Annotated in this window: 19 protein-coding genes and 1 pseudogene; 10 read left to right on the forward strand and 10 right to left on the reverse strand. The window is 72.4% G+C overall.

The window, feature by feature from the left end; all coding sequences use genetic code 11:
• Nucleotides 1-46: 46 nt before the first annotated feature.
• Together ABZ851_RS08935 and ABZ851_RS08940 are read right to left on the reverse strand one after the other, a co-directional pair.
• Complete coding sequence (locus ABZ851_RS08935) at nucleotides 47-868, reverse strand: purine-nucleoside phosphorylase (RefSeq protein WP_361124195.1); 822 nt, start codon at nucleotides 866-868, stop codon at nucleotides 47-49.
• Between the two features lie 191 nt (nucleotides 869-1,059).
• A complete protein-coding gene (locus tag ABZ851_RS08940) occupies nucleotides 1,060-1,497 on the reverse strand; it encodes a gamma-glutamylcyclotransferase (RefSeq protein ID WP_336050775.1) in 438 nt (145 codons plus the stop codon).
• Between the two features lie 140 nt (nucleotides 1,498-1,637).
• Between ABZ851_RS08940 and ABZ851_RS08945 the strand changes: the two genes are divergently transcribed.
• Together ABZ851_RS08945 and ABZ851_RS08950 are read left to right on the forward strand one after the other, a co-directional pair.
• Nucleotides 1,638-3,083 carry an NAD(P)H-quinone dehydrogenase gene (locus ABZ851_RS08945; RefSeq protein ID WP_361124198.1) on the forward strand — a complete coding sequence of 482 codons (1,446 nt, stop codon included), beginning with the start codon at nucleotides 1,638-1,640 and terminating at the stop codon, nucleotides 3,081-3,083.
• Nucleotides 3,084-3,395: 312 nt separating this feature from the next.
• Nucleotides 3,396-4,382 carry a DeoR/GlpR family DNA-binding transcription regulator gene (locus ABZ851_RS08950; protein WP_361124200.1) on the forward strand — a complete coding sequence of 329 codons (987 nt, stop codon included), beginning with the start codon at nucleotides 3,396-3,398 and terminating at the stop codon, nucleotides 4,380-4,382.
• Nucleotides 4,383-4,445: 63 nt separating this feature from the next.
• Here ABZ851_RS08950 and ABZ851_RS08955 read toward each other — a convergent pair whose 3' ends face one another.
• Nucleotides 4,446-5,006, reverse strand: a complete 561-nt coding sequence (locus tag ABZ851_RS08955; protein ID WP_093491873.1) for a TetR/AcrR family transcriptional regulator — start codon at nucleotides 5,004-5,006, stop codon at nucleotides 4,446-4,448.
• Nucleotides 5,007-5,440: 434 nt separating this feature from the next.
• On the opposite strand from ABZ851_RS08955, the gene ABZ851_RS08960 reads away from it, so the two are divergent.
• Entirely contained in the window at nucleotides 5,441-6,625 is a 1,185-nt protein-coding gene (locus tag ABZ851_RS08960; RefSeq protein ID WP_361124202.1) for an alpha/beta hydrolase-fold protein, read from the forward strand.
• Nucleotides 6,626-6,699: 74 nt separating this feature from the next.
• Here ABZ851_RS08960 and ABZ851_RS08965 read toward each other — a convergent pair whose 3' ends face one another.
• Nucleotides 6,700-8,469 (reverse strand): biotin carboxylase N-terminal domain-containing protein, encoded by a 1,770-nt coding sequence (locus ABZ851_RS08965; protein WP_361124205.1) that lies wholly within the window; start codon nucleotides 8,467-8,469, stop codon nucleotides 6,700-6,702.
• A 511-nt stretch (nucleotides 8,470-8,980) separates the two neighbouring features.
• On the opposite strand from ABZ851_RS08965, the gene ABZ851_RS08970 reads away from it, so the two are divergent.
• The 4 genes and pseudogenes from ABZ851_RS08970 to ABZ851_RS08985 form a co-directional block, all read left to right on the forward strand.
• Nucleotides 8,981-9,472: a hypothetical protein gene (locus tag ABZ851_RS08970; protein WP_361124207.1), complete on the forward strand. Its 492-nt coding sequence runs from the start codon at nucleotides 8,981-8,983 to the stop codon at nucleotides 9,470-9,472.
• A 127-nt stretch (nucleotides 9,473-9,599) separates the two neighbouring features.
• Complete coding sequence (locus ABZ851_RS08975) at nucleotides 9,600-10,589, forward strand: serine/threonine protein kinase (RefSeq protein WP_361124209.1); 990 nt, start codon at nucleotides 9,600-9,602, stop codon at nucleotides 10,587-10,589.
• 8 nt (nucleotides 10,590-10,597) lie between these two features.
• The gene (locus ABZ851_RS08980; protein ID WP_361124212.1) at nucleotides 10,598-12,838 is read left to right on the forward strand and encodes a protein kinase; all 2,241 of its coding nucleotides are present in this window, start codon (nucleotides 10,598-10,600) and stop codon (nucleotides 12,836-12,838) included.
• A 62-nt stretch (nucleotides 12,839-12,900) separates the two neighbouring features.
• A pseudogene (locus ABZ851_RS08985) lies at nucleotides 12,901-14,874 on the forward strand (protein kinase); the annotation flags it as partial.
• 149 nt (nucleotides 14,875-15,023) lie between these two features.
• Here ABZ851_RS08985 and ABZ851_RS08990 read toward each other — a convergent pair.
• The 6 genes from ABZ851_RS08990 to ABZ851_RS09015 all read right to left on the reverse strand — a co-directional run bounded on the left by ABZ851_RS08990 (nucleotide 15,024) and on the right by ABZ851_RS09015 (nucleotide 20,160).
• Nucleotides 15,024-15,590: a DJ-1/PfpI family protein gene (locus ABZ851_RS08990; protein ID WP_088799639.1), complete on the reverse strand. Its 567-nt coding sequence runs from the start codon at nucleotides 15,588-15,590 to the stop codon at nucleotides 15,024-15,026.
• A gap of 172 nt (nucleotides 15,591-15,762) precedes the next feature.
• The gene (locus ABZ851_RS08995; protein WP_361124214.1) at nucleotides 15,763-16,377 is read right to left on the reverse strand and encodes a nucleoside triphosphate pyrophosphatase; all 615 of its coding nucleotides are present in this window, start codon (nucleotides 16,375-16,377) and stop codon (nucleotides 15,763-15,765) included.
• 67 nt (nucleotides 16,378-16,444) lie between these two features.
• Nucleotides 16,445-17,929, reverse strand: a complete 1,485-nt coding sequence (locus ABZ851_RS09000; RefSeq protein WP_361124216.1) for a penicillin-binding protein 2 — start codon at nucleotides 17,927-17,929, stop codon at nucleotides 16,445-16,447.
• Between the two features lie 140 nt (nucleotides 17,930-18,069).
• Complete coding sequence (locus ABZ851_RS09005; protein ID WP_256338662.1) at nucleotides 18,070-18,198, reverse strand: hypothetical protein; 129 nt, start codon at nucleotides 18,196-18,198, stop codon at nucleotides 18,070-18,072.
• A gap of 128 nt (nucleotides 18,199-18,326) precedes the next feature.
• Nucleotides 18,327-18,539: an acyl-CoA carboxylase epsilon subunit gene (locus tag ABZ851_RS09010; RefSeq protein WP_088799642.1), complete on the reverse strand. Its 213-nt coding sequence runs from the start codon at nucleotides 18,537-18,539 to the stop codon at nucleotides 18,327-18,329.
• 31 nt (nucleotides 18,540-18,570) lie between these two features.
• Nucleotides 18,571-20,160: an acyl-CoA carboxylase subunit beta gene (locus ABZ851_RS09015; RefSeq protein WP_361124219.1), complete on the reverse strand. Its 1,590-nt coding sequence runs from the start codon at nucleotides 20,158-20,160 to the stop codon at nucleotides 18,571-18,573.
• 131 nt (nucleotides 20,161-20,291) lie between these two features.
• Here ABZ851_RS09015 and ABZ851_RS09020 point away from each other — a divergent pair, with 131 nt between their 5' ends.
• The 3 genes from ABZ851_RS09020 (at nucleotide 20,292) to ABZ851_RS09030 (ending at nucleotide 23,688) form a co-directional block, all read left to right on the forward strand.
• Nucleotides 20,292-21,194 carry a biotin--[acetyl-CoA-carboxylase] ligase gene (locus ABZ851_RS09020; protein ID WP_336049778.1) on the forward strand — a complete coding sequence of 301 codons (903 nt, stop codon included), beginning with the start codon at nucleotides 20,292-20,294 and terminating at the stop codon, nucleotides 21,192-21,194.
• 285 nt (nucleotides 21,195-21,479) lie between these two features.
• On the forward strand, nucleotides 21,480-22,685 hold the full coding sequence (locus ABZ851_RS09025; RefSeq protein ID WP_361124222.1) for an adenylate/guanylate cyclase domain-containing protein: 1,206 nt from the start codon (nucleotides 21,480-21,482) through the stop codon (nucleotides 22,683-22,685).
• A 190-nt stretch (nucleotides 22,686-22,875) separates the two neighbouring features.
• Complete coding sequence (locus ABZ851_RS09030) at nucleotides 22,876-23,688, forward strand: enoyl-CoA hydratase-related protein (RefSeq protein ID WP_361124224.1); 813 nt, start codon at nucleotides 22,876-22,878, stop codon at nucleotides 23,686-23,688.
• Nucleotides 23,689-23,883: the final 195 nt, after the last annotated feature.

A 23,883-nucleotide genomic window follows, 5' to 3' on the forward strand; every position in this document is an offset into this window, starting at 1 on the left:
CTGGGGCCGGCGCCGGAGTGCCGGAGTGCCTGGGTGCCGGGGCGCCTCAGAGCTTGCCGAGCACCTGGGCGAGCAGGCTGCCCATCCGGGTCGCGGAGTCGCGGCCGGCCTGCAGCACCTCTTCGTGGTTGAGCGGTTCGCCCGTCATTCCGGCGGCCAGGTTCGTCACCAGCGACAGCCCGAGCACCTCGGCGCCGGCCTCGCGCGCCGCGATGGCCTCCAGGACGGTGGACATCCCGACCAGGTCGGCGCCCAGCGTCCGGATCATCTTGATCTCGGCCGGGGTCTCGTAGTGCGGGCCGGGGAACTGGGCGTAGACGCCCTCCTCCAGGCTCGGGTCGATCTCCTTGCACAGCGCGCGCAGCCGCGGCGAGTACAGGTCCGTCAGGTCGACGAAGTTCGCGCCGGCGATCGGGGAGGTGGCGGTCAGGTTGAGGTGGTCGCTGATGAGGACCGGCTGGCCGGGGCGCATGCCGTCGCGCAGGCCGCCGCACCCGTTGGTGAGCACGATGGTCTTGCAGCCGGCCGCGGCGGCGGTACGGACGCCGTGCGCGACCGCGGCGACGCCACGGCCCTCGTAGTAGTGCGTACGGCCCAGGAAGACCAGCGCCCGCTTGTCGCCGACCCGGTACGAGCGGATCGTGCCGCCGTGTCCGGCGACGGCCGGCGCCGGGAAGCCGGGCAGCTCGGTGACGGGGAATTCGTGCTCGGGCGCGCCCAGGGCCTCGGCGGCCGGCGCCCAGCCGGAGCCCATCACCAGGGCGACGTCATGGGTCTCGGCGCCGGTCAGCTGGCGCAGGCGGGCGGCGGCGTCGGAGGCGGCGCCCTGCGGGTCACGGGCGATGTCCGGGGTAACAGATGCGTTCACGCGGACGAGGGTAGCCGGTATTCCCCTACGCGCGTAGATGTGGCTGCTCACGGTCCTGAGATCGTCGTCTTGTGGGTTTTGCCGAACATGTCGTCCCGGGCGCGTCGCGGCACCCGTACGGCGGTGCGTGCCGGGGTGCGCCCGGCGCGCGTCAGGGATGCGCCCGGCGGTGTGCCCGGCGCGGCCGCCCGTCAGCAGGGCCGCTTGCGCAGCTCCATCACATAGTCGTGCGGCGCGCCCGCCGACTCCGCGGCGTCCGCGATCTCGCCCAGATAGCGGGCGGAGGGCAGACCGCCCTCATAGCCGTTGAGGACGTAGATCCACGCCGTCTCCTCGCCGTCGAGGGTGTGCACCCGCACCCGCATCCGGCGGTAGATGTCCATGCCCACGCCCTCCCAGCGGTCCATGGACTCCTCGTCCATGGGCGCGATGTCGTAGAGCGCGACGAAGAGCTGGGAGCCGGGGGATTCGACGACCGTCGCCAGCGCGCCCTCCCAGCCCATCTGCTCGCCCCCGAAGGTGAGCCGCCAGCCGTCCAGCCAGCCGGTGCCGCGCAGCGGCGAGTGCGGTGCGCGGCGGGACATCAGCCGCGCGTCGAGGTTGCCGGCGTACGCGGCGTAGAGCGACATGGTTCCGAGGGTACGGGAGGTTGACCGCCGGGCCCGTGGTACCGGAGGTTCGCACAAGAGGCCTGGCCGGGCGCGCCCCGGCCGCCCCCGGGGACGGCAGCCCGCCCCCGGGGGAGAGCGGCGCAAGGGTGTGCGGGACAATGGAGTACGTGACTCGGATCGTGATCATCGGTGGCGGACCCGGCGGATACGAAGCGGCCCTGGTGGCCGCCTCTCTCGGCGCGGAGGTGACCGTCGTCGACTGCGACGGTCTGGGCGGGGCGTCGGTGCTGACCGACTGCGTGCCGTCGAAGACTCTTATCGCCACGGCCGAGGTGATGACCACCTTCGATTCGTCGTACGAAGAGCTCGGCATCATCGTCGAGGACGACACCCCGTACAACGACCGGCCCGCCCGGGTCGTCGGCGTCGACCTCGGCAAGGTCAACCGACGGGTCAAGCGCCTCGCGCTCGCCCAGTCGCACGACATCACCGCGTCCGTCACCCGCGCCGGCGGCCGGGTCATGCGCGGCCGCGGCCGGCTGGAGCCGGGCCAGGCGCCGGACGGCTCCCGCAAGGTGACGGTCACCGCCGCCGACGGCACGACCGAGGGCCTGATCGCGGACGCGGTGCTGATCGCCACCGGCGCGCACCCCCGCGAGATCCCCGACGCGCTCCCCGACGGCGAGCGGATCCTGAACTGGACGCAGGTCTACGACCTCGACGAGCTGCCCGAAGAGCTGATCGTGGTCGGCTCCGGTGTCACCGGTGCCGAGTTCGCCGGCGCCTACCAGGCGCTCGGCTCCCGCGTCACCCTCGTCTCCTCCCGTGACCGCGTGCTGCCGGGCGAGGACCCGGACGCGGCCGCCGTACTGGAGGACGTCTTCCGCCGCCGCGGCATGAACGTCATGTCGCGCTCCCGCGCCCAGTCCGCCAAACGGGTCGGCGACCGCGTCGAGGTCACCCTGTCGGACGGCCGCACGATCTCCGGTACGCACTGCCTGATGGCCGTGGGCTCCATCCCCAACACCGAGGGCATCGGGCTGGAAGCGGCCGGCGTCAAGCTCAAGGAGTCCGGCCACGTCTGGACCGACAAGGTCTCCCGCACCACCGCCCCGGGGGTGTACGCGGCGGGTGACTGCACCGGCATCTTCGCGCTGGCGTCGGTCGCCGCGATGCAGGGCCGGATCGCGATGTACCACTTCCTCGGCGACGCGGTCACGCCGCTGAACCTCAAGACCGTCTCCGCGAACGTCTTCACCGACCCGGAGATCGCCACCGTCGGCTACTCCCAGGCCGACGTCGACAGCGGCAAGATCGACGCCCGGGTCGTGAAGCTCCCGCTGCTGCGCAACCCGCGCGCCAAGATGCAGGGCATCCGCGACGGCTTCGTGAAGCTGTTCTGCCGCCCCGGCACCGGCATCGTCGTCGGGGGTGTGGTCGTCTCCCCGCGCGCCAGTGAGCTGATCCACCCCATCTCGATCGCGGTCGACAACAATCTGACCGTCGAGCAGATCGCCAACACGTTCACGGTCTACCCCTCGCTGTCCGGTTCGCTCGCCGAGGTCGCCCGCCAGCTGCACATCCGCAAGGCGGCCGGCGAGTAGACCGGCAAGCGGGCGATCGGGGCGATAATCGGACGGCGACGGTCGGGTGATGGGAATGTTTGTGCCATCGCTGAGCACTGCGGATGAAACGTCCCTGCGTCGGCCGGGGGCCGGTCCGGCCCGCCGCACCGTCGTCACGGGGGCACCGCACGGCGGCTGACCAGGCGCCAAGCGGGTCGCGCCGCGCGGCCGTTCGGCATTCGCACGACATATGCACACCGCATACCACGTCACGCTCCGCGGTGCGCAGAACTTCCGTTAATTGGTGCAACCTGCTGAAAACAGACGGTCGTTGGCGTTACTGTCAGTTTCGTGTTCGCTGCAGAACGTCGCCAATTGATCCTTGAAATGGTGCGCGCCAATGGAGCCGTATCGCTCCGGGAGCTCGCCCGCGTCGTCCAGACCTCCGAAGTAACCGTACGGCGGGACGTGCGGGCGCTGGAGGCAGAAGGGCTGCTCGACCGCCGCCACGGCGGTGCGGTCCTGCCGGGAGGCTTTACTCGCGAATCCGGATTCCCACAGAAGTCCCATCTAGCGACCGCGGAGAAGACGGCCATCGCCGATCTCGCGGCCGGCTTCGTCGAAGAGGGCGAGGCCATCGTCGTCGGCGCCGGAACGACCACCCAGGAGCTGGCCCGCCGGCTCGCCCGGGTCCCCGGTCTGACCGTCGTCACCAACTCGCTGCTGGTCGCCCAGGCGTTGGCCCATGCCAACCGCGTCGAGGTCGTGATGACCGGCGGCACCCTGCGCGGCTCCAACTACGCGCTGGTCGGCAGCGGTGCCGAGCAGTCCCTCCAGGGTCTGCGGGTGTCCCGCGCCTTCCTGTCGGGCAGTGGCCTGACCGCCGAGCGCGGGCTGTCCACCTCGAACATGCTCTCCGCCAGCGTCGACCGGGCGCTGGTGCAGGCGGCGGGGGAGGTGGTGGTGCTCGCCGACCACACCAAGCTGGGGTCCGACACGATGTTCCAGACCGTGCCGACGGATGTGATCACGCGACTCGTCACGGACGAGCCGCCGGGCCACGACGACCGCGCCGCCACGGAGCTGCAGGCGCTGGCCGATCAGGGCGTGCAGATCGCCGTCGCCGGCGGTCCGGCCACCGGCCGCGGGCCGGGGCAGCCCGGGATGGAGGGGGGTGCCGGGGACCGCAGAGGCCCCCGGCGGGACGTCCCGCTGCCGGGCCAGCGGCGCAGCCATGCGCCGGGCGGCGGGGGCGGCGGACCGCAGCTCCGCTCGGCCGCACCCCTGTCCGAGGCTTCGGGCGGCCGGGTCGCCGACCTCGCCCCGCGACGGCGCTGACCCCAGGAGCCGGAGGCGCGCCGCCCGGGCGCGCCGCCCCGGCTCGGGGCCGTCGCCGCCCCCCTACGGCTTCCGCGCGCCGCCCTTCAGCCCGCTCAGGGTGAGGGTCAGCAGCCGGTCGGCGAGCTGAGGGTCGTCCGGGGATTCCTCCACGGCCAGTGAGATGCCGTTGGTCAGCTGCATCAGATCGCTGATGCTCACATCGGGGCGTACGGCTCCGGCCTGCTGGGCGCGGGTCAGCAGCGCGTCCCCGGCCTCCCGCATCGGCACGCTGCACCGCGCCATCCCCGAACTGTCGTCCGCCGATGCCGTCATCAGCGCGCGCGACAGCCCGCGGTAGGTACTGGCGTGGGTGATGATCGCGCGCAGCCATTCGACCAGCGCGGCGCACGGCTGCGGCGCGTCCGCGAGCTCTCTGGCGTGCGCCAGCAGGGCGTCCACCTCGCCCTGGAAGACCGCGCCCATCAGGGCCGTCCGGTTCGGGAAGTGGCGGTAGAGGGTGCCGATGCCGACGCCGGCACGACGCGCGATGTCCTCCAGCGAAGTGTCCGTGCCGTGCTCGGTGAAGGCCGTACGGGCCTCGCTCAGCAGCCGCTCGTAATTGCGCCGCGCATCGGCCCGCATCGGACGCACATCCGGCGTCCGCGCCGTCCCGCTCACCACCGGACCCCGCGCCGACCCCCGCTGCCCTGCCGTCTCGGTCCCCATCGCCGTCCTCCCTCGACCGGGCCGGTCGCGGCCCGGTGGGTCCAGGATGCCATTGCGCGCTTGAGGGGTGCCCCGGTGCCGTGTGCACGCAAGGTGGCGGAGCCGGCGGAGTGCTCCCTTGAAGCGGCCTGCCCGCCCGCCAGGTGACCGTCCGGCGGACCGGGCATGAAGCCCCGGCATCCCCCGGTGGTCGCGCGGCCGAACACCGTGCCGGGGTCGCAACGTGTCGCCGCGAGGGGTCATCAAACCAGGCGCAACGAGGTCTTCCGGGGGGTTCCGGGGGGTCTGGGATACGCCGTGACGGGCCGCCGGGGGAGCGGCGCGCGGCGCGGAACACCTGGGGAAGAGTCATGGGACTGACCAGTCGATCGCTGTTTTGTGCCGTGGCCGCGGTCGCCGTGGTCTGTGTGGGGCTCACGCTCTGGCTGTGGCCGCGGTTCGCCGGGCGCGGGGTGCGGGCGGTGCTGGGGCGGCTGGGGGTGATCGCCGCGACGCAGCTGGCCGTCGTGGCGGCGCTGGGGCTGGCGGTGAACGCCAACTTCCAGTTCTACGGCTCCTGGCACGAACTGCTCGGGCTGTACGACGATGCGCCGGCCGCCGTCGGCAAATGGGGCGACGGGGGGACGGCCGGGCCCGCCGGTGATCCGTCGAAGGGCCTGGTGCAGGCCTCGGGGGCGGACGGTCTGGACAAGGTGCACGGTCTGCCGAGGGGGGAGCCGTCCCTGGTGGGCAAGGTCGAGTCCGTACGGATCGTGGGAAAGCGGACCCGGGCGGTGGACCCGGCGTACGTCTACCTGCCGCCGCAGTACTTCCAGCCCCAGTACGCCCGCCAGCGGTTCCCCGTCGTCGTCGCGCTCAGCGGCTATCCGGGGGGCACCTTCCTGCTCGGCCAGCACCTGCGGCTGCCGCAGACCGCCGGCCGGCTGATCCGGGAAGGCCGGATGCAGCCGACCGTCATCGTGATGCTGCGGCCCACCATCGCGCCGCCGCGCGACACCCAGTGCGTCGACGTGCCGGGCGGCCCGCAGGCCGAGACCTTCTTCGCCCGCGATGTGCCGGACGCGCTCAAGTCCCGCTACCGCGTCGGCCACGACCCCGGCGGCTGGGGCGTCATGGGCTACTCCTCGGGCGGCAGCTGTGCCCTGCAGCTCGCCATGCGGCACGACCGTACGTACACCTCGGCGGCCGCCCTCTCGCCCGACTACAAGGTCAGCAACGACCCCACGACGGGCAACCTCTTCGGCGAGGGGCAAGGCCGGGTCCGCCACCGCCAGGAGCACGACCTGATGTGGCGGCTGCGGCACCTGCCCGCTCCCCGGGTGGACGTCCTGGTGGGCACGAGCCGCACCGGCGAGAAGAACTACCCGGCGGCCCGGGCCTTCCTGGCCGCGGTCCGGCCGCCGATGAAGGCGGACTCGATCGTCCTCGCCCACGGCAGCCACAACTTCGCCACCTGGCGGCGTGAACTGCCCGCCGCGCTGGAGTGGATGAGCCGGTCGCTGAGCTTCCCGGAGGACGTGGTGGGCAACTCGTAGCCGGGCGGAACGAACGCGAGGGGCCCCCGGCCGGCAGCCGGGGGCCCCTCGCGCGCTGGCGGGATGCCGTCGCGTCAGTCCTTGATCTCGCAGATCACGGCGCCGGACGTGAGGGCGGCGCCGACCTCGGCGGTCAGGCCCTTGATGGTGCCGGAGCGGTGCGCGTTGAGCGGCTGCTCCATCTTCATGGCTTCCAGGACGACGACCAGCTCGCCCTCGGCGACCTGCTGGCCCTCCTCGACGGCCACCTTGACGATGGTGCCCTGCATCGGGGAGGCGAGCGCGTCGCCGGAGGCGGCGGAGCCGGACTTCTTGGCGGCCTTGCGCTTGGGCTTGGCACCGCCGGCGACCGCGGCCCGGGCCAGCGGCATGCCCAGCGAGGACGGCAGCGAGACCTCCAGGCGCTTGCCGCCGACCTCGACGACGACCGTCTCGCGGGAGTCGGCCTCGGCCTCGTCCGCGCCCGGTGCGACGAACGGGGGGATCTCGTTGACGAACTCGGTCTCGATCCAGCGGGTGTGGACCGTGAACGGTTCCTTGGAGCCGGTGAGTTCGGGAGCGAACGCCGGGTCCGTGACGACCGTGCGGTGGAAGGGGATGGCGGTGGCCATGCCCTCGACGGTGAACTCCGCCAGCGCACGGGCGGCGCGCTGCAGGGCCTGCTCACGGCTGGCGCCGGTGACGATCAGCTTGGCGAGGAGGGAGTCCCAGGCCGGACCGATGACGGAACCGGACTCCACGCCCGCGTCCAGGCGCACGCCCGGACCGGCCGGGGCGGCGAAGGCGGTGACCGTGCCGGGGGCCGGGAGGAAGTTGCGGCCCGGGTCCTCGCCGTTGATGCGGAACTCGAACGAATGACCGCGGACGGCCGGGTCGTCGTAGCCGAGCTCCTCACCGTCGGCGATCCGGAACATCTCGCGGACCAGGTCGAGGCCGGTGACCTCTTCGGTGACCGGGTGCTCGACCTGGAGGCGGGTGTTGACCTCCAGGAAGGAGATGGTGCCGTCCTGGCCGACGAGGAATTCACAGGTGCCGGCGCCCTCGTAGCCGGCCTCCTTGAGGATGGCCTTGGAGGCGCGGTACAGCTCGGCGTTCTGCTCCTTGGTCAGGAACGGGGCCGGGGCCTCCTCCACCAGCTTCTGGTGGCGGCGCTGCAGCGAGCAGTCACGGGTCGAGACCACGACGACGTTGCCGTGCTTGTCGGCCAGGCACTGCGTCTCGACGTGCCGCGGACGGTCGAGGTACCGCTCGACGAAGCACTCGCCGCGGCCGAACGCGGCGACCGCCTCGCGCACCGCGGAGTCATACAGCTCCGGGACCTCTTCGAGGGTGCGGGCGACCTTCAGGCCACGGCCGCCGCCACCGAAGGCCGCCTTGATCGCGATCGGCAGACCGTGCTCCTTGGCGAAGGTCACGACCTCCTCCGCACCGGAGACCGGGTCGGGGGTGCCGGCGACCAGGGGGGCACCGGCCCGCTGGGCGATGTGCCTCGCGGCGACCTTGTCACCGAGGTCGCGGATGGCCTGCGGGGGCGGCCCGATCCAGGTCAGCCCCGCGTCCAGGACGGCCTGCGCGAACTCGGCGTTCTCCGACAGGAAGCCGTATCCCGGGTGGATGGCGTCCGCACCCGAATCGGCGGCGGCAGCCAGGACCTTGGCGATGTCCAGGTAACTGGTGGCAGGAGTGTCACCGCCCAAGGCGTACGCCTCGTCTGCCGCGCGTACGTGCAGTGCGTCCCGGTCGGGGTCGGCGTAGACAGCCACGCTTGCGATCCCCGCGTCCCGGCATGCACGGGCAACGCGAACAGCGATTTCGCCACGGTTGGCGATGAGCACCTTGCGCACGATGGGTCCTTCCTTGGCGCTTCGCCGTAACAAATGGATGCGGCGATTTTAGGGACTGGCGACACCGCGTGCCGACCCGTTCCCTGGGGTGAGCTTGCCCACACGGAGTGTGCTCGGGGCGCCAGTGAGGAACCTAAGTCCCCTGGTATCCCAGGGTAGGCCCGGATTCCTGGGCTTCGCGTCGCGTCCCGGTGTGGCTTAGGTCTCGCGCCGCGGGCGTCCAGCGGATCGTCAATTCTTTGTGGAGTCCCTACGAATGGGCGAAGGAAACTTTGCGGGCGACTCGGTCGGTCGGCGCGCCGTCACCCTTCCGGCCGCCGCCGTCCGCGCCCGCCCGCCACCCTTGCCGAGCTTTTACCTTCCGCAGAACTCTTCCCCCGGAGGGGGGACCCCCATGTAGCGTGCGCGATGCCCCGTACCCCGCGGTAACAGGGGCACCAGGAGCATCAGCGGCATCGGGCGTCCCCGGGGCGCCCGGCTCGGCACATGGCGGAAGTGGGTGGACGTGGTGGTGGCACGACGGCCGGTGGCCTTGGCCGCGGCGGTGGTACTGATCCTGGAAGCGTTCGGGATCGTGCTGCTCAACTGGATTCTGAGCATCGTCGTGGACAGGCAGCAGATGTCCCTGGCCGGGCTGCAGCCCCGTGCGATGTCCGCCGGCTCCTGGGTCGGCGGCATCGTCTTCGGCCTCTACCTGCTGTTCTGTGCCGCCGTTCTGCTCCGCACCGCGATACGCGACCGCGCCCCCGGCGGTTTCACCCGGATCGCCCTCATCGGCTGCGCGGTGGTGCACGGCGTACTGGGCGCCTTCGCCGTCGGCCTGGTCGGCTGGGTCGCCTTCCTCGCGATGACGGTGGTGCTGGCGCTGCTGGTGCTGACCCTGGTGGCGTACGGGGAGGGGCGTGAGGGCGAGGAGCACGGGGCCGCGGAGAACGGCACGAACTCCCCGAATGCCCCGAACACCCCGAATGGAGCATCGCCCGCGGCTCCCTCGTCCGCCTGACCGCCCGTTCGCCACCTGCCGAGCAGGCCCGAACTCCGCCCGCAGCGGGCCGGATCGAGGCCGTCCGGGGCCGCGCGACACGCCCGGGTAGGCTCTCGCGCGTGTCGTCGGACGGGGGATGGTGCGCATGGAGGCGCCAGTTGCGGGTGGCGAGGACCGGGCGAGAGCCGGGGACGGCGGACTGATCGGTCCGTACGCGGTGCTCCGCCCGCTGGATGACGAGCGGTCCACGGTGCCCGTACCGGAGCGGCGGTTCATCGGGCGGAGCGCGGACGGGGACCGTACGGTGCTGATCGCCGTCCCGCTGCCGGGGGCCGACCCGGGGCGGTACCTCGCCGAGGCGGAGGCCTCGCGCTATCTGCTCGGGCCGTGGTCCGCACCGGCCGCCGAACTCGCCGCTCCCGGTGACGCGCCCTGGCACGCCCGCCCCTACCTCCCCGCGATTCCGCTGCCCACCGCACTCGCCCTGTACGGCGGGCCGCTGCCCGAGCGCACCGTACGGGCGCTCGGCGCGGCCCTGGTGGAGACCCTGATCATCGGGCACGGGCAGGGCCTGGCCCATGCCGGCGTGTCGCCCGCCGCCGTACTGCTGGCCGCCGACGGGCCCCGGCTCACCTGCTTCGGGGCGGTACGGGCCGCGGCCGGGGACGGCATGCCGCGCTCCGGGCTGCCGGGCCTGGAGTCGGGGAGCCTGCCGCCGGAGCAGGCCGCCGGCGGGCGGCCGCAGCCGATGGGCGATGTCTACGCCCTCGGCGCGACCCTCGCCTACGCCGCCACCCGGTACACCGTGCCGGAGCGGGAAGAGCTCCCGGCCGCCCTGCGGACCGTCATCACCGGCTGCCTCTCCCGGGACCCGGCGGCCCGGCCGCGCCCCGCCGAGGTGCTGGACGCGCTCAGCCCGCTCGCCGGGGACGGCGCGCGGGCACCTGCACCCGAAGCCGCCGGTCCCCTGCCGCCCGCCACCGTGCTCGACGCCGCCGGGAACCCCGCGGGCCGCGCCGCCGCCGCGCTCGGCCCCGGCTGGCTGCCCGGCCGGCTGATCGCGGCCCTCGCCCGCCAGTCGGCCGACGTGCTCGCCGCGACCCTCCCGCTCCCGCCCGCCGCACGCCAGGACTGACGCCCGCCATGCCCTTCCCCCTCGCCCACGACGACCCGCACGGCTTTGGCCCCTACCGCCTCATCGCCCGCCTGGGCAGCGGCGGCATGGGCACCGTCTACCTGGCCCGCTCGCCGGGCGGCCGGACCCTCGCGCTCAAGACGATGCACGCCCGGATCGCCACGGAGACCGCGTTCCGTACCCGCTTCCGGCTGGAGGCGGATGCCGCCCGGGTCATCGGCGGACGGTACGGAGCCCAGGTCGTCGACGCCGATCCGCTCGCCGGAACCCCGTGGATGGCCACCGAGTACGTCCTCGGCCCGCCGCTCGACGAGGCGGTGGAGCGGGCCGGTCCGCTGCCCGAGGCGACGGTGCGTGCCCTCGGGGCGGCGCTGTGCGGGGCGCTCGGCCAACTGCATCACTCGGATGTCGTACACCGTGACCTCAAGCCGTCCAACATCATGGTCACCGCGCACGGCCCGAAGGTCATCGACTTCGGTATCGCCCGGGCCCTCGGCGATGACCGGCTCACCCACGCCGGTGCCGCGGTCGGCACCCCGGCCTTCATGTCGCCGGAGCAGGCCACGGGAGCGGAACACGCCCCGGCCGGCGACGTCTTCGCGCTCGCCGGGGTCCTGGTCTTCGCCGCCACCGGCCGCGGCCCGTTCGGCAACGGGCAGCCGGCGGACCTCCTCTACCGGGTGCGCTACGGCGAGCCGGACCTCACCGGCGTGCCCGCCGCCCTGGTCCCGGTCCTGTCCCGCTGCCTGGCCAAGGAGGCCGCGGAGCGCCCGACGACCGCCCAGCTCGCCGCCCAACTGCACGACGGTGCGGGGGAGTTCGCCGACCATCTGCCGGACGCGGTGCTCGCGGAGATCGGGCGGCGGGCGAGCGAGGTCTGGCAGGTGGTCCCGCAGCGGCTGCCCGCACCGCCCGGCCCGCCGCCCACCGTGCCGTCCGCCGGCGCCCCCGCCCGCCGCCTGTCCCGCCGGGGCCTGCTGATGGCGGGCGCGGGGTCGGTGCTCGGGGTCGCGGGGGCCGGGGCGGGGGTGTGGGCGTGGCTGGGCGCGGGCGAGCCGGGGCCGGGCTCCGGCACCGGGCCCGGGTACACCGAGCCGAAGCCGGGGCCGAGCGTCGCCCCCGTGAAGAAGAAGCAGCTGGACTCGGTGTGGCAGAAGCAGTACGGCGGCCCGGACGACGACCAGAACCCCGAAGTGCCCCTGCTCGCCGGTGACCAGGTCGTCCTGGTGGCAGGCGCCGGGGCGCGCGGCGTGGACGCCAAGTCCGGCGCGTCCCGGTGGACGTTCTCGCTGTATGCGGACGACTCGTGGCAGGTCGCCTCGGACGGCACCCGCGTCTATCAGATCGCGAGGGACGAGCACCATGATGCGCAGGGCTCGCTGAGGTCCGTCACCTGGTTCCTCGCCCGCGTGGACCTCGACACGGGCAAGGCCGGCAAGCGCCTCGCCCCGGTGTCGGACGACCGGGACAACGGCCTCATCAGCCGGCTGCTGGCCGTCGCCGGCGACACGGCCTACCTGGCGGTCTCCCACGGGAAGGTCAAGCGGTACGAACGCCAGCTGCCCTGGTCCGTGACGGCGGTGAACCTCGCCACGGGGAGCCGGAAGTGGACCGATCCGCTGCCGTTCCACCCCGCCGAGAGCGACGAGAACCACTTCCTGTCCGCCAAGGTCACCGGCCACCTCCTGGTGACCCTGCAGCAGATGAACGACGGCACGGTCCGGATCGCGGCCCGCGACACCCGCACGGGGAAGGTGCTCTGGGACAAGCCGTGGAAGGGCGCCGACAGACGGTTCGTACGGGATCCGCTCACGGCCGACGACCGGCATCTCTACCTGGGCTACGGCCCGTTGCGGGCGCTGCGGCTGAGCGACGGCGGACAGGCATGGGACACCTCCGCCACCCGCCCCGGGAAGACGTACGGGCCGCCGGTCCTCAAGGGCGGGGTGCTGTACGCGGTGGAGAAGGGCCTCGGCCTGGTCGCGTTCGGCACCCGAAGCGGGACGCCGCGATGGGCGGAGAAGAGCGCGGAGGGCCCGCGCGCTGACCATGTCGTCCATCCGGTGATCGGCTCCGAGTACGGCTACACCTACAGCCGGACCGACAAGCTGCTCCGAGCCGTCGGCCTCACCTCGCACACCACCGAGCGGTTCTACAAGACCAGCGGGACCCGGTTCACCGCCCATGAGAAGAGCGGAATGATCATCGCCTCCGGCCCGGACTTCCTCGCGGGCTTCCCGCTCCGCTGACCGCGCCGCCCACGCCCCTGATCCTGCTGCACCTGCCTGAACTCGCCCGAAGGACACCGCCCATGAAACCCCTCGGCACCGGCGACCCCCTCCGCCTCGGTCCCTACCGCCTGCTCGGTGTGCTCGGCGAAGGCGGTATGGGCAAGGTCTACGTCGGCCAGGACACCGAGGGCACCGTCGCCGCGGTCAAGGTGCTGCGGCCCGAACTCGCCGACGCACCGCAGCTCGCCCAGCGCTTCGTCCGCGAGGCACAGGCCGCGCAGGCCGTGACGAGCAAGGGCGTGGCGGGTGTCCTGGGGGCGCAGACCGAGGGCGGCCGCCCGTGGATCGCCACCGAGTTCCTGGCCGGACCGACCCTGGACGAGGCCGTCGAGGCGTACGGCCCCTTCGACGAACCGGCCGTGCGCGCCCTCGCCGCGTCGATCGCCCGCACCCTGGCGGACATCCACGCCACCGGCCTGGTCCACCGCGACCTCAAACCCCCGAACATCGTCCTGACCTCGTCCGGCCCCCGCGTCATCGACTTCGGCATCGCCCGCCCCGAGCACGGCCTCACCCTCACCTCCACCGGCCAGGTCCCGGTCACCCCCGGCTACGGCGCCCCCGAACAGGTCCTGGGCCGGCGCGTGGCCTCCTCGGCCGATGTCTTCTCCCTGGGCGCGGTCCTGGTGTACGCGGCCAGCGGGCACCGCGCCTACGACGCCTCCCACATCGCCGCCCTCCAGTACAAGGTCGTCCACGACGAACCCGACCTGACCGGCCTCCCGGAAGCCCTGCGGCACCTCATCGCCCCCTGCCTCGCCAAGGACCCGGCCGCCCGGCCCGCCCCCGGACGGGTGGCCGCCGCCTTCGCCCCGCCGCGCGGCGCCGAACGGGCCTGGCGGCGCGGCCGGGTGGCCGAGGCGATCAAGGAGCGGGAGCGCGGTATCCGTGAGCTGACCGCGCCGACCCTGCCCGACGGCGCCGCCGTCCGGCCGGTGGCCCGGCGCAGGCTGCTGACGGGCCTGGCGGCGGGCGGCGCGGTGCTGGCCGCCGGCGCCGGTGCCGCGGCGGCCTGGTGGCCCCGTGAGCCGCGGGAAGGAGCCGCGAAGACGGATCTCTTCGCCTTTCCGCCCGCCGCGAAGACCCCGGTGGCGCATGTGCTCGACGCCGACAACGGCGACTACCTCAGCGGCGGTGAGGTGAAGCCGCTGTGGGGCCCGGTCGACGTCCTCGCCGACGACACGCCCGCGCCGCTGCCCGTACGGGACGTCCTCGTCTTCGGTGCGCGCGGCGGCGGGATCGCCGCCCACAACGTCGTGGACGGCAAGCGGCGTTGGGCCGCCCGCGGCGTCAGCGCGACCAGCCGCTACCTCTCCCTCTCGGACCGGCTGATCGCCGCCGCCGACACCAAGGGCACGATCCGCACCTTCGTCGCCGCGACGGGCGAGCCCCGCTGGACCGTCGACGCCGGGGCGAGCGTCCTGCTGGCCGCCGACGACGAGGCGGTCTACGTCCTGACGAAGGACCACCAACTCCGCGCCGTCCGGCGCTCCGACGCCACGGTCCGCTGGACGGCGAGGATCGCCGCCGGCTACCGGACCAAGGTCGCACCGCCGGGCGCCGTCGCCCACGGCCGCCTGGTCCTCTCCACCCGCGACGGCAACGTGTTCGCCGTCGACACGGCCGACGGCCACCAGGTGTGGGACCTGCCGGGCCAGGGGGACGTCCTGCTCCGCCCGGCCGTCCACGGCACCACCGTCTACCTCAACGGCAAGACGCTCACCGCCCGCCGGATCAGCGACGGCAAGAAGCTGTGGTCGGTCGACGAGCGGGATGCCTGGGACAAGCACGAGGACTGGGGGCCGGCGACGGTCTTCGACGACCGCACCGTCTGCGCCGCGCACGGCCAGTGGCCCAGCATCAGGAAGAGCAGCGACGGCAGCGAGATCCAGGGCGGGAACGGGGAGAGCATCCTCGGGCTCCCGGTGTTCATCCACGGGCGCGCCCTCTGGTCCATCGAGGGCGACCCCTGGTACAAGGTGTTCGCCGCGGATCTGTCGACCGGCGTCCCCGTCCTGACGTACAAGCTCCCCGCGGCCGAGCGTTCCTGGCTGGTGGCGGACGGCAACCGGGTGTTCATCCTCCACGGCACGTCGCTCTATGCGCTGCCGGACCGCGGCGGGCCGCTCAGCCCTTCAGCCCTTCAGCCCTTCACCGGCGCATGCTCCCGCAGCACCTCCATGAACGCCCGCATCCACTCCGGCTGGTCGTTCCACGCCCGCGCCGAGACGACCTTGCCGTCGACGACCGCCGGGCCGTCGACGAAGATCCCGCCGCCCATCGCCACATCCGGCGCGCAGGCGGGGTAGGCGGCGGTACGGCGGCCCTTGAGGACGCCGAGGGGCGCCAGGGTGGTGGCCGCGTGACAGATGTGGGCGACGGGCTTGTCCTCGTCGAAGAAGTGGGTGACCACCCGGCGGTAGTCGGAGTCGTTGCGCAGGTACTCCGGTGCCCGGCCGCCCGGGAGGACCAGCGCGGCGTACTCCTCCGGGTCGACCTCGGACAGGGCGAGGTCGGACGGCCAGGAGTGGCCCTCGCGCTCGACGTAGGTGTCGAAGCCGTCGACGAAGTCGTGCACCACGAACCGCAGCTTCTTCCGCGACGGGGCCGCGACCTTCGTCTCGTACCCCTCCTCCAGCATCCGCTGGTAGGGGTAGAAGAACTCCAGGTCCTCGGTGGCGTCACCGGCGATGATCAGAATCTTGGGCATGGTGCGGACTCCTCACAGGACATGGACCGGACCGGTCCGGTTGACCGGACTGCCCGGCCGGCCGCACCGATCCGGCCGGCCGGGCCGTATCGGATCCATCGGTTCCCCACCCGGCGCCCTCAAATGCGTCGCCGGCCCGCCTGCCCGCCCCGGAGCCGACAAGCGGCGGCGCTCAGGTCCACAGATCCGTGATCGCCACGTCCAGACCGGCCAGCAGACGGCGCAGCAGCGGCAGGGAGAGGCCGATGACATTGCCGGGGTCGCCGTCGATGCCGTCGATGAACGGGGCGGAGCGGCCGTCGAGGGTGAAGGCGCCCGCGACGAACAGCGGCTCGCCGCTCTCGACGTAGGCGGCGATCTCGGCGTCGGTGGGCTCGCCGAAGCGGACCGTGGTCGAGGCGGTGGCGGAGACCTGGCGGCCGCCCGCCGCCGTGTCGATGACGCAGTGCCCGGTCTGCAGGATGCCGGAGCGGCCGCGCATGGACTTCCAGCGGGCGGTGGCGTCCTCGGCATCGACGGGCTTGCCGAGCGCCCGCCCGTCCAGCTCCAGGACCGAGTCGCAGCCGACGACCAGCGCACCGGCGGTCTCCGGGCGGGCGGCGACGGCGGTGGCCTTGGCCTCGGCCAGGACGAGGGCCAGCTCCCCGGGCGTGGCGGCGGTGAGCGCATCCTCGTCGACGCCGCTGACGATGACCTCGGGCGCCAGCCCGGCCTGGCGCAGCAGGCCCAGCCGGGCGGGGGACTGGGAGGCGAGGACGAGACGGCGGGGGCGGGGCTCTTCGGTCATGTCCGCCATCGTACGGAGCCGCGCCCGCCGCCGGGGAACCCGGACCACTGCCTGTGGAAAACCCGGACTACTTGTTCAGCACCGCCTGCATCACGGACTTCGCGATCGGCCCGCCCAGCTTGCCGCCGGCGATCTCCGACCGGGGAATGTCCATGTCCTTGGGGTCGACGAAGACGGCGACCGCGACCGGGGAGGAGCCGTCGCTCTGCTTGGCGTAGGAGACGAACCAGGCGTAGGGGCGCTCGTCGTTGACGTTCGCGCCGTGCTGGGCGGTACCGGTCTTGCCGCCGACCGTCACGCCGTCGATCTTGGCCTTCTCGGCGGTGCCCTCGTTGACCGTGTACTCCATCATCTGCTGCACCTTCTTCGCGGTGTCCGCGGAGACGGCCTGGGACTTCAGCTTCGGCTCGATCTTCTCGATCGTCGACAGGTCGGGACCGCGCAGCTCGTCGACGATGTGCGGCATCATCACCTTGCCGTCATTGGCGAGGCCGGCGGCCACCATCGCCATCTGCATCGGTGTGCTGGTGAGGCTGCCCTGGCCCATACCGGTCAGCGCGGTCTGCGGCTTGTCGAGCTTGTCCGGGTAGAGGCTCTTGCTGGCCAGCAGGTCCCCGAGCTCCTTGTCGTAGACGTCGGAGTTGAAGCCGAACTTCTCCGCCGTCTCGCGCATCTTGTCCTTGCCGACCTTCAGCGCGGTGTCGAGGAAGACGTTGTTGCACGACCACTGCATGCCCGTCTTCAGCGAGGCCTTGTCGCAGGGCGCGCCCGCGACGTCGTTGCCGATCTTCGTGGTGCTCTGCGGGAGCTGGTACGGCGCGGGCGCGTTCGACGGGGCGTCGATGTCCGACACCACGCCGTTCTCCAGGGCCGCCGCCGCGGTGAGGATCTTGAAGGTGGAGCCGGGCGCATAGGTCTCGCGCAGCGCCCGGTTGCTCAGCGGCTTGCTCTTGTCGGTGTCCATCGCCTTGAACTTCCGGCTCTCGGCGTTGGAGAGGCCGGCGAACACCGAAGGGTCGTACGAGGGGGTGGAGGCGAGCGCGAGCACCCGGCCGTCGCGCGGGTCGAGGGCGACCACCGCACCCTTGGCGTTGAGGTCGGTCAGCCCCTTGTACGCGGCCTTCTGCGCCTTGGGGTCGATGGTGGTGACGACATCGCCGCCGCGCGGCTTCTTGCCGGTCAGGATGTCCTGGGCGCGGTTGAAGGCCAGCCGGTCGTCCTTGCCGCTGAGCACCTTGTTGTAGATGCCCTCCAGGAAGGACGTGCCCATGGCCTGCGAGGCGAAGCCGGTGACCGGCGCGTACATCGCGCCGTCCTTGTACGTCCGCTTGTACTTGAAGTCACCGGAGGTCGCCACCGAGCCGGTGATCGGCTTGCCGCCGACGATGATGTTGCCGCGCGGGTAGGAGAACGCCTCGATCTTGACGCGCCGGTTGTGGGGATCGTTGGCGAGTTCGTCGCCCTGGACGAACTGGACCCATGTCACGCGAGCCAGCAGGGCCAGCACCAGCACCCCGCAGAAGACGGCTATATGCCTCAGCGGCCTGTTCATCGCTCTCCCACTCCCGGCCGGACGCCGCCGCCCCCGGGGCCGGCGGTCCGAATTGCACTGTCGGGAGAGAAAGAGTCCATTTCAGCGCTGATGGTTGCGGACGGGAACTGTGAGGGTTACCTCCCCGCGGACGGGAACGGCTACCTCCCCGAGATCAGGACCATCAGCACCACCGCGACCACGGCCAGCACGATGCTCATCCTGCGGAGCTTGGCCTGCACGTCGCGCAGCTCCTCAGGAGGCTCATCGGGCGGATCTGACCACAGCATGTACCGATCCTGAGCCCGATGCGCCCGTGGCGCCTGAGTACGCGTACTCAGGCGCCACGGCGTTAAGGACTAGTCAATGCACCATGCACCGACCTGTCGCGGCCGGTCATCGTGCCCATACCGGCCGGTCAGTGCGGCCAGTAGCTCGTCCGCCAGGCCCGCGGGCCCGGGTGCGGCATCCGCGCCCGCGCCGGAACCGTGGACGCGGGATCGGACCACTCGGTGCCGCGATCGGCTCCCGCGGGCGCGACGGAAGCGGCAGCCGCCGCGCGGACCTGCACCACCGCCAGTGCGGCGGCCAGCTCCTCGGGTGTGGGATTGCCCCGTACGACCCTGATCATCGAAACGGCCCTCCTTCGCTGGTTCTGCCGGTCAGAGCGGAATGTTGCCGTGCTTCTTCGGCGGCAGCGCCTCGCGCTTGTTGCGCAGCGTGCGCAGTCCGCGGACGATGTGCCGGCGCGTCTCGGACGGCATGATCACCGCGTCGATGTAGCCGCGCTCGGCCGCGACGTACGGGTTGAGCAGGGCGTCCTCGTACTCCTGGATCAGCTCCTGGCGCCGCACGTCCTGCGCGGCCGGGTCCTCGATCGCGGCCAGCGTGCGGCGGTGCAGGATGTTGACCGCGCCCTGCGCGCCCATGACGGCGATCTGCGCGGTCGGCCAGGCCAGGTTGAGGTCGGCCCCCAGGTGCTTGGAGCCCATGACGTCGTACGCGCCACCGAACGCCTTGCGCGTGATGACCGTGATCAGCGGGACCGTCGCCTCCGCGTACGCGTAGATCAGCTTGGCGCCGCGCCGGATGATCCCGTCCCACTCCTGGTCGGTGCCGGGCAGGAAGCCGGGCACGTCCACGAAGGTGATCACCGGGACGTTGAACGCGTCGCAGGTCCGCACGAACCGCGCGGCCTTCTCCGAGGCCTTGATGTCCAGGATGCCCGCGAACTGCATCGGCTGGTTGGCGACCACGCCGACCGCATGGCCCTCGACCCGCCCGAAGCCGGTCAGGATGTTCGGCGCGAACAGCGCCTGGGTCTCCAGGAACTCGTTGTCGTCCAGGACGTGCTCGATCGCGACATGCATGTCGTACGGCTGATTGGCCGAATCCGGGATCAGGACGTCCAGCTCGCGGTCGGTGTCCGAGGTCTCCAGGTCCGCCTCCTCCGGGAAGGCCGGCGCCTCCGAGAGGTTGTTGGACGGCAGGTAGGACAGCAGGCCCTTGATGTACTCGATGGCGTCCTTCTCGTCACCCGCCATGTGGTGCGCCACACCGGAGGTGGTGTTGTGCGTACGGGCGCCGCCCAGCTCCTCGAAGCCGACGTCCTCGCCGGTCACCGTCTTGATGACGTCGGGACCGGTGATGAACATGTGCGACGTCTGGTCCACCATGACCGTGAAGTCGGTGATGGCGGGGGAGTAGACCGCGCCGCCCGCACAGGGGCCGACGATCAGGCTGATCTGCGGAATCACGCCCGAGGCGTGGGTGTTGCGGCGGAAGATCTCGCCGTACATGCCCAGCGAGGCCACGCCTTCCTGGATGCGCGCGCCGCCGGAGTCGTTGATGCCGATGACCGGGCAGCCGGTCTTGAGCGCGAAGTCCATCACCTTGACGATCTTCTCGCCGAAGACCTCGCCCAGCGCCCCGCCGAAGACCGTGAAGTCCTGGGAGAACACGGCCACCGGGCGGCCGTCGACCGTGCCGTAGCCGGACACCACACCGTCGCCGTAGGGACGGGTCTGCTCCAGCCCGAAATTGGTCGACCGGTGCCGCGCGAACTCGTCCAGCTCGACGAACGAGCCCTCGTCCAGCAGCAGATCGATGCGCTCACGCGCCGTCAACTTCCCCTTTGCGTGCTGCTTTTCCACTGCACGGGCGGAACCGGCGTGCGTGGCCTCTTCGACCCGCCGCTGCAGGTCCGCCAGTTTGCCCGCGGTGGTGTGGATGTTTGCTTCCGGCTCGGACATCGGGATGCGGCTCCTGCTCGTCCTGGACTGGTGCTCGTACTGAGGGTGGTACGGGATTGGCTACCGATCCGTAGCGTATCGGCGGGACTGCTCAGCGGCACTGCGTCGTTGACCACACCTAGGCTGGTCCCATGACGTCTCAACCACCGGAAAACCGGGACAAAGATGCCGGTCGCTGGAGCGATCTGGGCCGCCCTCCACTGAACGCCACGGCGCTGCGCCGCGCCCTCGTACGGCCCGACTCGCTCTGGACCGCCCTGGACGTCGTCTCCGCCACCGGCTCCACCAACACCGACCTGGCGGCCCGTGCGGCACAAGGGGAGGCGGCGGGCGCCGTCCTCATCGCCGAGGAACAGTCGGCCGGCCGCGGCCGCCTCGACCGCACCTGGTCGGCGCCCCCGCGCTCGGGCCTGTTCCTCTCCGTCTACCTCATCCCCCAGGTCCCCGTGGCGCGCTGGAGCTGGCTCCCCCTGCTCACCGGAGTCGCCACCGCCGCCGCCCTCTCCCGGACGGCCGGCGTCGACACGGCCCTCAAATGGCCCAACGACCTGCTGGTGACTTCCGACGACTCCGACGCCCTGCGCCCCGGGGGGACCCTCACGGAACGCAAGGTGGGCGGCATCCTCGCCGAACGCGCCGGCCCCGGCGTCGTCATCGGCATCGGCCTCAACGTCTCCCTCACCGCCGCCGAACTCCCGGTGCCCACCGCGGGCTCACTGGCCCTGGCCGGCGCCACCACCACCGACCGCGACCCGCTGCTGCGCGCCATCCTCCGCTCCCTGGAGCACTGGTACACCGAGTGGCAGTCCGCCGACGGCGACCCCACCACCAGCGGCCTCCACGAGGCCTACGCCGCAGGCTGCGCCACCCTCGGCCGCTCCGTACGCGCCGAACTCCCCGGCGACACCGCCCTCACCGGCGAGGCCGTGGCCATCGACACCGACGGCCGCCTGGTACTGGCCACCGCAAACGGCGTACAGCAGCCGGTAGGGGCAGGGGACATCGTCCATTTGCGGCCGGCGACGGAGGCGTAGCGGGCGGTGAGGTGGGGGCCCCTCGCCCACGACAGAGACGCGCGTCGGCAGCCCCCGCCGGCCGACGCCAGACCCACTCGGCCCAGCCACGCCGCCCTGCCCCGCGGCCCCGGCCGCCCCGCCCCGCCGCGCCGACCCACCCCCACCCCTTCCTTGTCCATAGCCACCATGTGAGAGTGAGCCAGAGCACACCTGCCGTATCGTTGAGGCGGTCCGCCAGGGAGCGGACCACCGGCGAGCAGTGATCGGAAGGGCAGTGCGCAGGGATCGGACAGGGAGCGGCCGGTGACCGCCGACGACTCGGGCGCCACCCCGCGCGACATGGACACCGAGGACGACGCCGTGCGCGACGTCCCCGTCGACGATCCCGCACGCGGCTGGGGCGACACCGTCACCGGCAGGAGCGAGGCCACCGACCAGGGCGACGAGAACAACATCGCCGTCCGCCTCGAACAGCTCATCCTCGGCGCCGACCGCCGTTACACCCCGTTCCAGGCGGCCCGCGCCGCCGGCGTCTCCATGGACCTCGCGGCCCGCTTCTGGCGGGCCATGGGCTTCGCCGACATCGGACAGGTCAAGGCCCTCACCGAGGCCGATGTGCTGGCCCTGCGCCGCCTCGCCGGCCTCGTCGAGGCCGGCCTGCTGAGCGAGGCCATGGCCGTACAGGTCGCCCGCTCCACGGGCCAGACCACCGCCCGTCTGGCCGACTGGCAGATCGACTCCTTCCTGGAGGGCCTGACCGAGCCGCAGGATTCCGGCCTGACCCGGACGGAGATCACCTATCCGCTGGTCGAGCTGCTGCTCCCCGAGCTGGAGGAGTTCCTGGTCTACGTCTGGCGCCGCCAGCTCGCCGCCGCCACCGGCCGCGTCGTCCGGGCCCAGGACGACGCGGAGATGGTCGACCGCCGGCTCGCCGTCGGCTTCGCCGACCTGGTCGGTTTCACCCGGCTGACCCGTCGCCTGGAGGAGGAGGAGCTGGGCGAGCTGGTGGAGGCGTTCGAGACGACCTGCTCCGACCTGGTGGCAGCGCACGGCGGCCGGCTCATCAAGACCCTCGGCGACGAGGTCCTTTTCTCCGCCGACGACGCGGGAATCGCCGCCGAGATCGGGCTGCGGCTGATCGAGACGATGACCCATGACGAGACGATGCCGGAACTGCGGGTCGGCATCGCCTTCGGCACGGTCACGACCCGGATGGGCGATGTCTTCGGTACGACCGTCAACCTCGCCAGCCGCCTCACCTCGATAGCGCCGAAGGACACCGTGCTGGTGGACGAGGCGTTCGCCGAGGAGCTGGGCCGTATCGGTGACGCGCCGGTCTCCGAGGCCGAGGCCGCGGCCGCGGAGAAGGCGGCCGCGGAGGGCACCGGCGCCCCGCCGCCGTCGTACCGCTTCGCGCTCCAGCCGATGTGGCAGCGCCCGGTGCGCGGCCTGGGCGTGGTCGAGCCCTGGCTGCTGAGCCGCCGCGCCGCTCAGGGCACCGGCGACTGAGCCCCAGCCCAGGCCCAGGCAGCCCCGGCCCCAGCCCACGGAACCGCCGCCCCACCCGCGGAACGGCACCCACCCCACCCGATCCGCCGCCCTGCTCCCCGCTGCCCCATCCGCCCCATCCCTGTCCCCCCGGCCGCCCACCTGGCATGATCCCCACGTCAGGTCAACGCCCGTTAACAGGGAGGGTTGCATGGAACGGCAGGGGCAACGGCAACGGTTCGGCGCGGACGGCTGGGTGGCCGTCGAGCGCCACGGCCACGTGGCGGAGCTGATCATGGACCGCCCGAAGGCCATGAACGCCGTCTCGACGGCCATGGCCGACGGCCTGGCGCAGGCCTGCGCCGAGCTGGCCGCGGACCGCTCCGTACGGGCGGTGGTCCTCAGCTCCACCCATGAGCGGGCGTTCTGTGTGGGCGCGGACCTCAAGGAGCGCAACTCCTTCACCGACGCGGACCTGATGCGCCAGCGTCCGCACACCCGCGCCGCGTACACCGGCGTACTGGAACTGCCCATGCCCACCATCGCCGCGGTGCACGGCTTCGCGCTCGGCGGCGGCTTCGAGCTGGCGCTCGCCTGCGACCTGATCGTCGCGGACGGTACGGCGGAGGTGGGACTGCCGGAGGTGTCGGTGGGCGTCATCCCCGGCGGCGGGGGCACCCAGCTGCTGCCGCGCCGGGTGGGCGCGGCGCGCGCCGCCGAGCTGGTCTTCACCGCGCGCCGGGTGCGGGCGGCCGAGGCCGCGGAGCTGGGCCTGGTCGACCGGCTGGTGGCGGACGGGCAGGACCGGGCCGGGGCGCTGGAGCTGGCGGCCACGATCGCCCGTCACTCGCCGGTCGGCCTGCGTGCCGCCAAGCGCGCCATGCGCCTCGGGCACGGCATGGACCTGCGGGCCGGCCTGGAACTGGAGGACGGCGCCTGGCGCAGTGTGGCCTTCTCCGGGGACCGCGCGGAGGGCGTGGCGGCCTTCAACGAGAAGCGCGATCCGGAGTGGCCCGGCGAGTGACGCGAGGCGGGGCGGGACGGGGCGATGAGGCCAGCCGTCCGACCAGGAACGACCCCGGGAATCAACCGATGAGCGGCACCAAGACGGCATCAGCGGCAACGCCACCAGCGACGCGAATAACGCCTGGGTGTCAATCCCCCACGGAAAGGGGCGAAAGGGGTTAAACATTCCTACGCTGTAATGACGGAGCGTAGG

The sequence above is a fragment of the Streptomyces sp. NPDC047049 genome (assembly GCF_040643995.1).
GTDB classification, from domain to species: Bacteria; Actinomycetota; Actinomycetes; order Streptomycetales; family Streptomycetaceae; genus Streptomyces; species Streptomyces mooreae.

Bases quoted from the DNA above. Each gene is read 5' to 3' on its own strand.
- ABZ851_RS08940 (WP_336050775.1), bottom strand. From the start codon at position 1,497: ATGTCGCTCTACGCCGCGTACGCCGGCAACCTCGACGCGCGGCTGATG.
- ABZ851_RS08945 (WP_361124198.1), top strand. From the start codon at position 1,638: ATGGAGTACGTGACTCGGATCGTGATCATCGGTGGCGGACCCGGCGGA.
- ABZ851_RS08955 (WP_093491873.1), bottom strand. From the start codon at position 5,006: ATGCGGGCCGATGCGCGGCGCAATTACGAGCGGCTGCTGAGCGAGGCC.
- ABZ851_RS08960 (WP_361124202.1), top strand. From the start codon at position 5,441: ATGGGACTGACCAGTCGATCGCTGTTTTGTGCCGTGGCCGCGGTCGCC.
- ABZ851_RS08975 (WP_361124209.1), top strand. From the start codon at position 9,600: ATGGAGGCGCCAGTTGCGGGTGGCGAGGACCGGGCGAGAGCCGGGGAC.
- ABZ851_RS08980 (WP_361124212.1), top strand. From the start codon at position 10,598: ATGCCCTTCCCCCTCGCCCACGACGACCCGCACGGCTTTGGCCCCTAC.
- ABZ851_RS08990 (WP_088799639.1), bottom strand. From the start codon at position 15,590: ATGCCCAAGATTCTGATCATCGCCGGTGACGCCACCGAGGACCTGGAG.
- ABZ851_RS08995 (WP_361124214.1), bottom strand. From the start codon at position 16,377: ATGACCGAAGAGCCCCGCCCCCGCCGTCTCGTCCTCGCCTCCCAGTCC.
- ABZ851_RS09000 (WP_361124216.1), bottom strand. From the start codon at position 17,929: ATGAACAGGCCGCTGAGGCATATAGCCGTCTTCTGCGGGGTGCTGGTG.
- ABZ851_RS09005 (WP_256338662.1), bottom strand. From the start codon at position 18,198: ATGCTGTGGTCAGATCCGCCCGATGAGCCTCCTGAGGAGCTGCGCGAC.
- ABZ851_RS09010 (WP_088799642.1), bottom strand. From the start codon at position 18,539: ATGATCAGGGTCGTACGGGGCAATCCCACACCCGAGGAGCTGGCCGCC.
- ABZ851_RS09015 (WP_361124219.1), bottom strand. From the start codon at position 20,160: ATGTCCGAGCCGGAAGCAAACATCCACACCACCGCGGGCAAACTGGCG.
- ABZ851_RS09020 (WP_336049778.1), top strand. From the start codon at position 20,292: ATGACGTCTCAACCACCGGAAAACCGGGACAAAGATGCCGGTCGCTGG.
- ABZ851_RS09030 (WP_361124224.1), top strand. From the start codon at position 22,876: ATGGAACGGCAGGGGCAACGGCAACGGTTCGGCGCGGACGGCTGGGTG.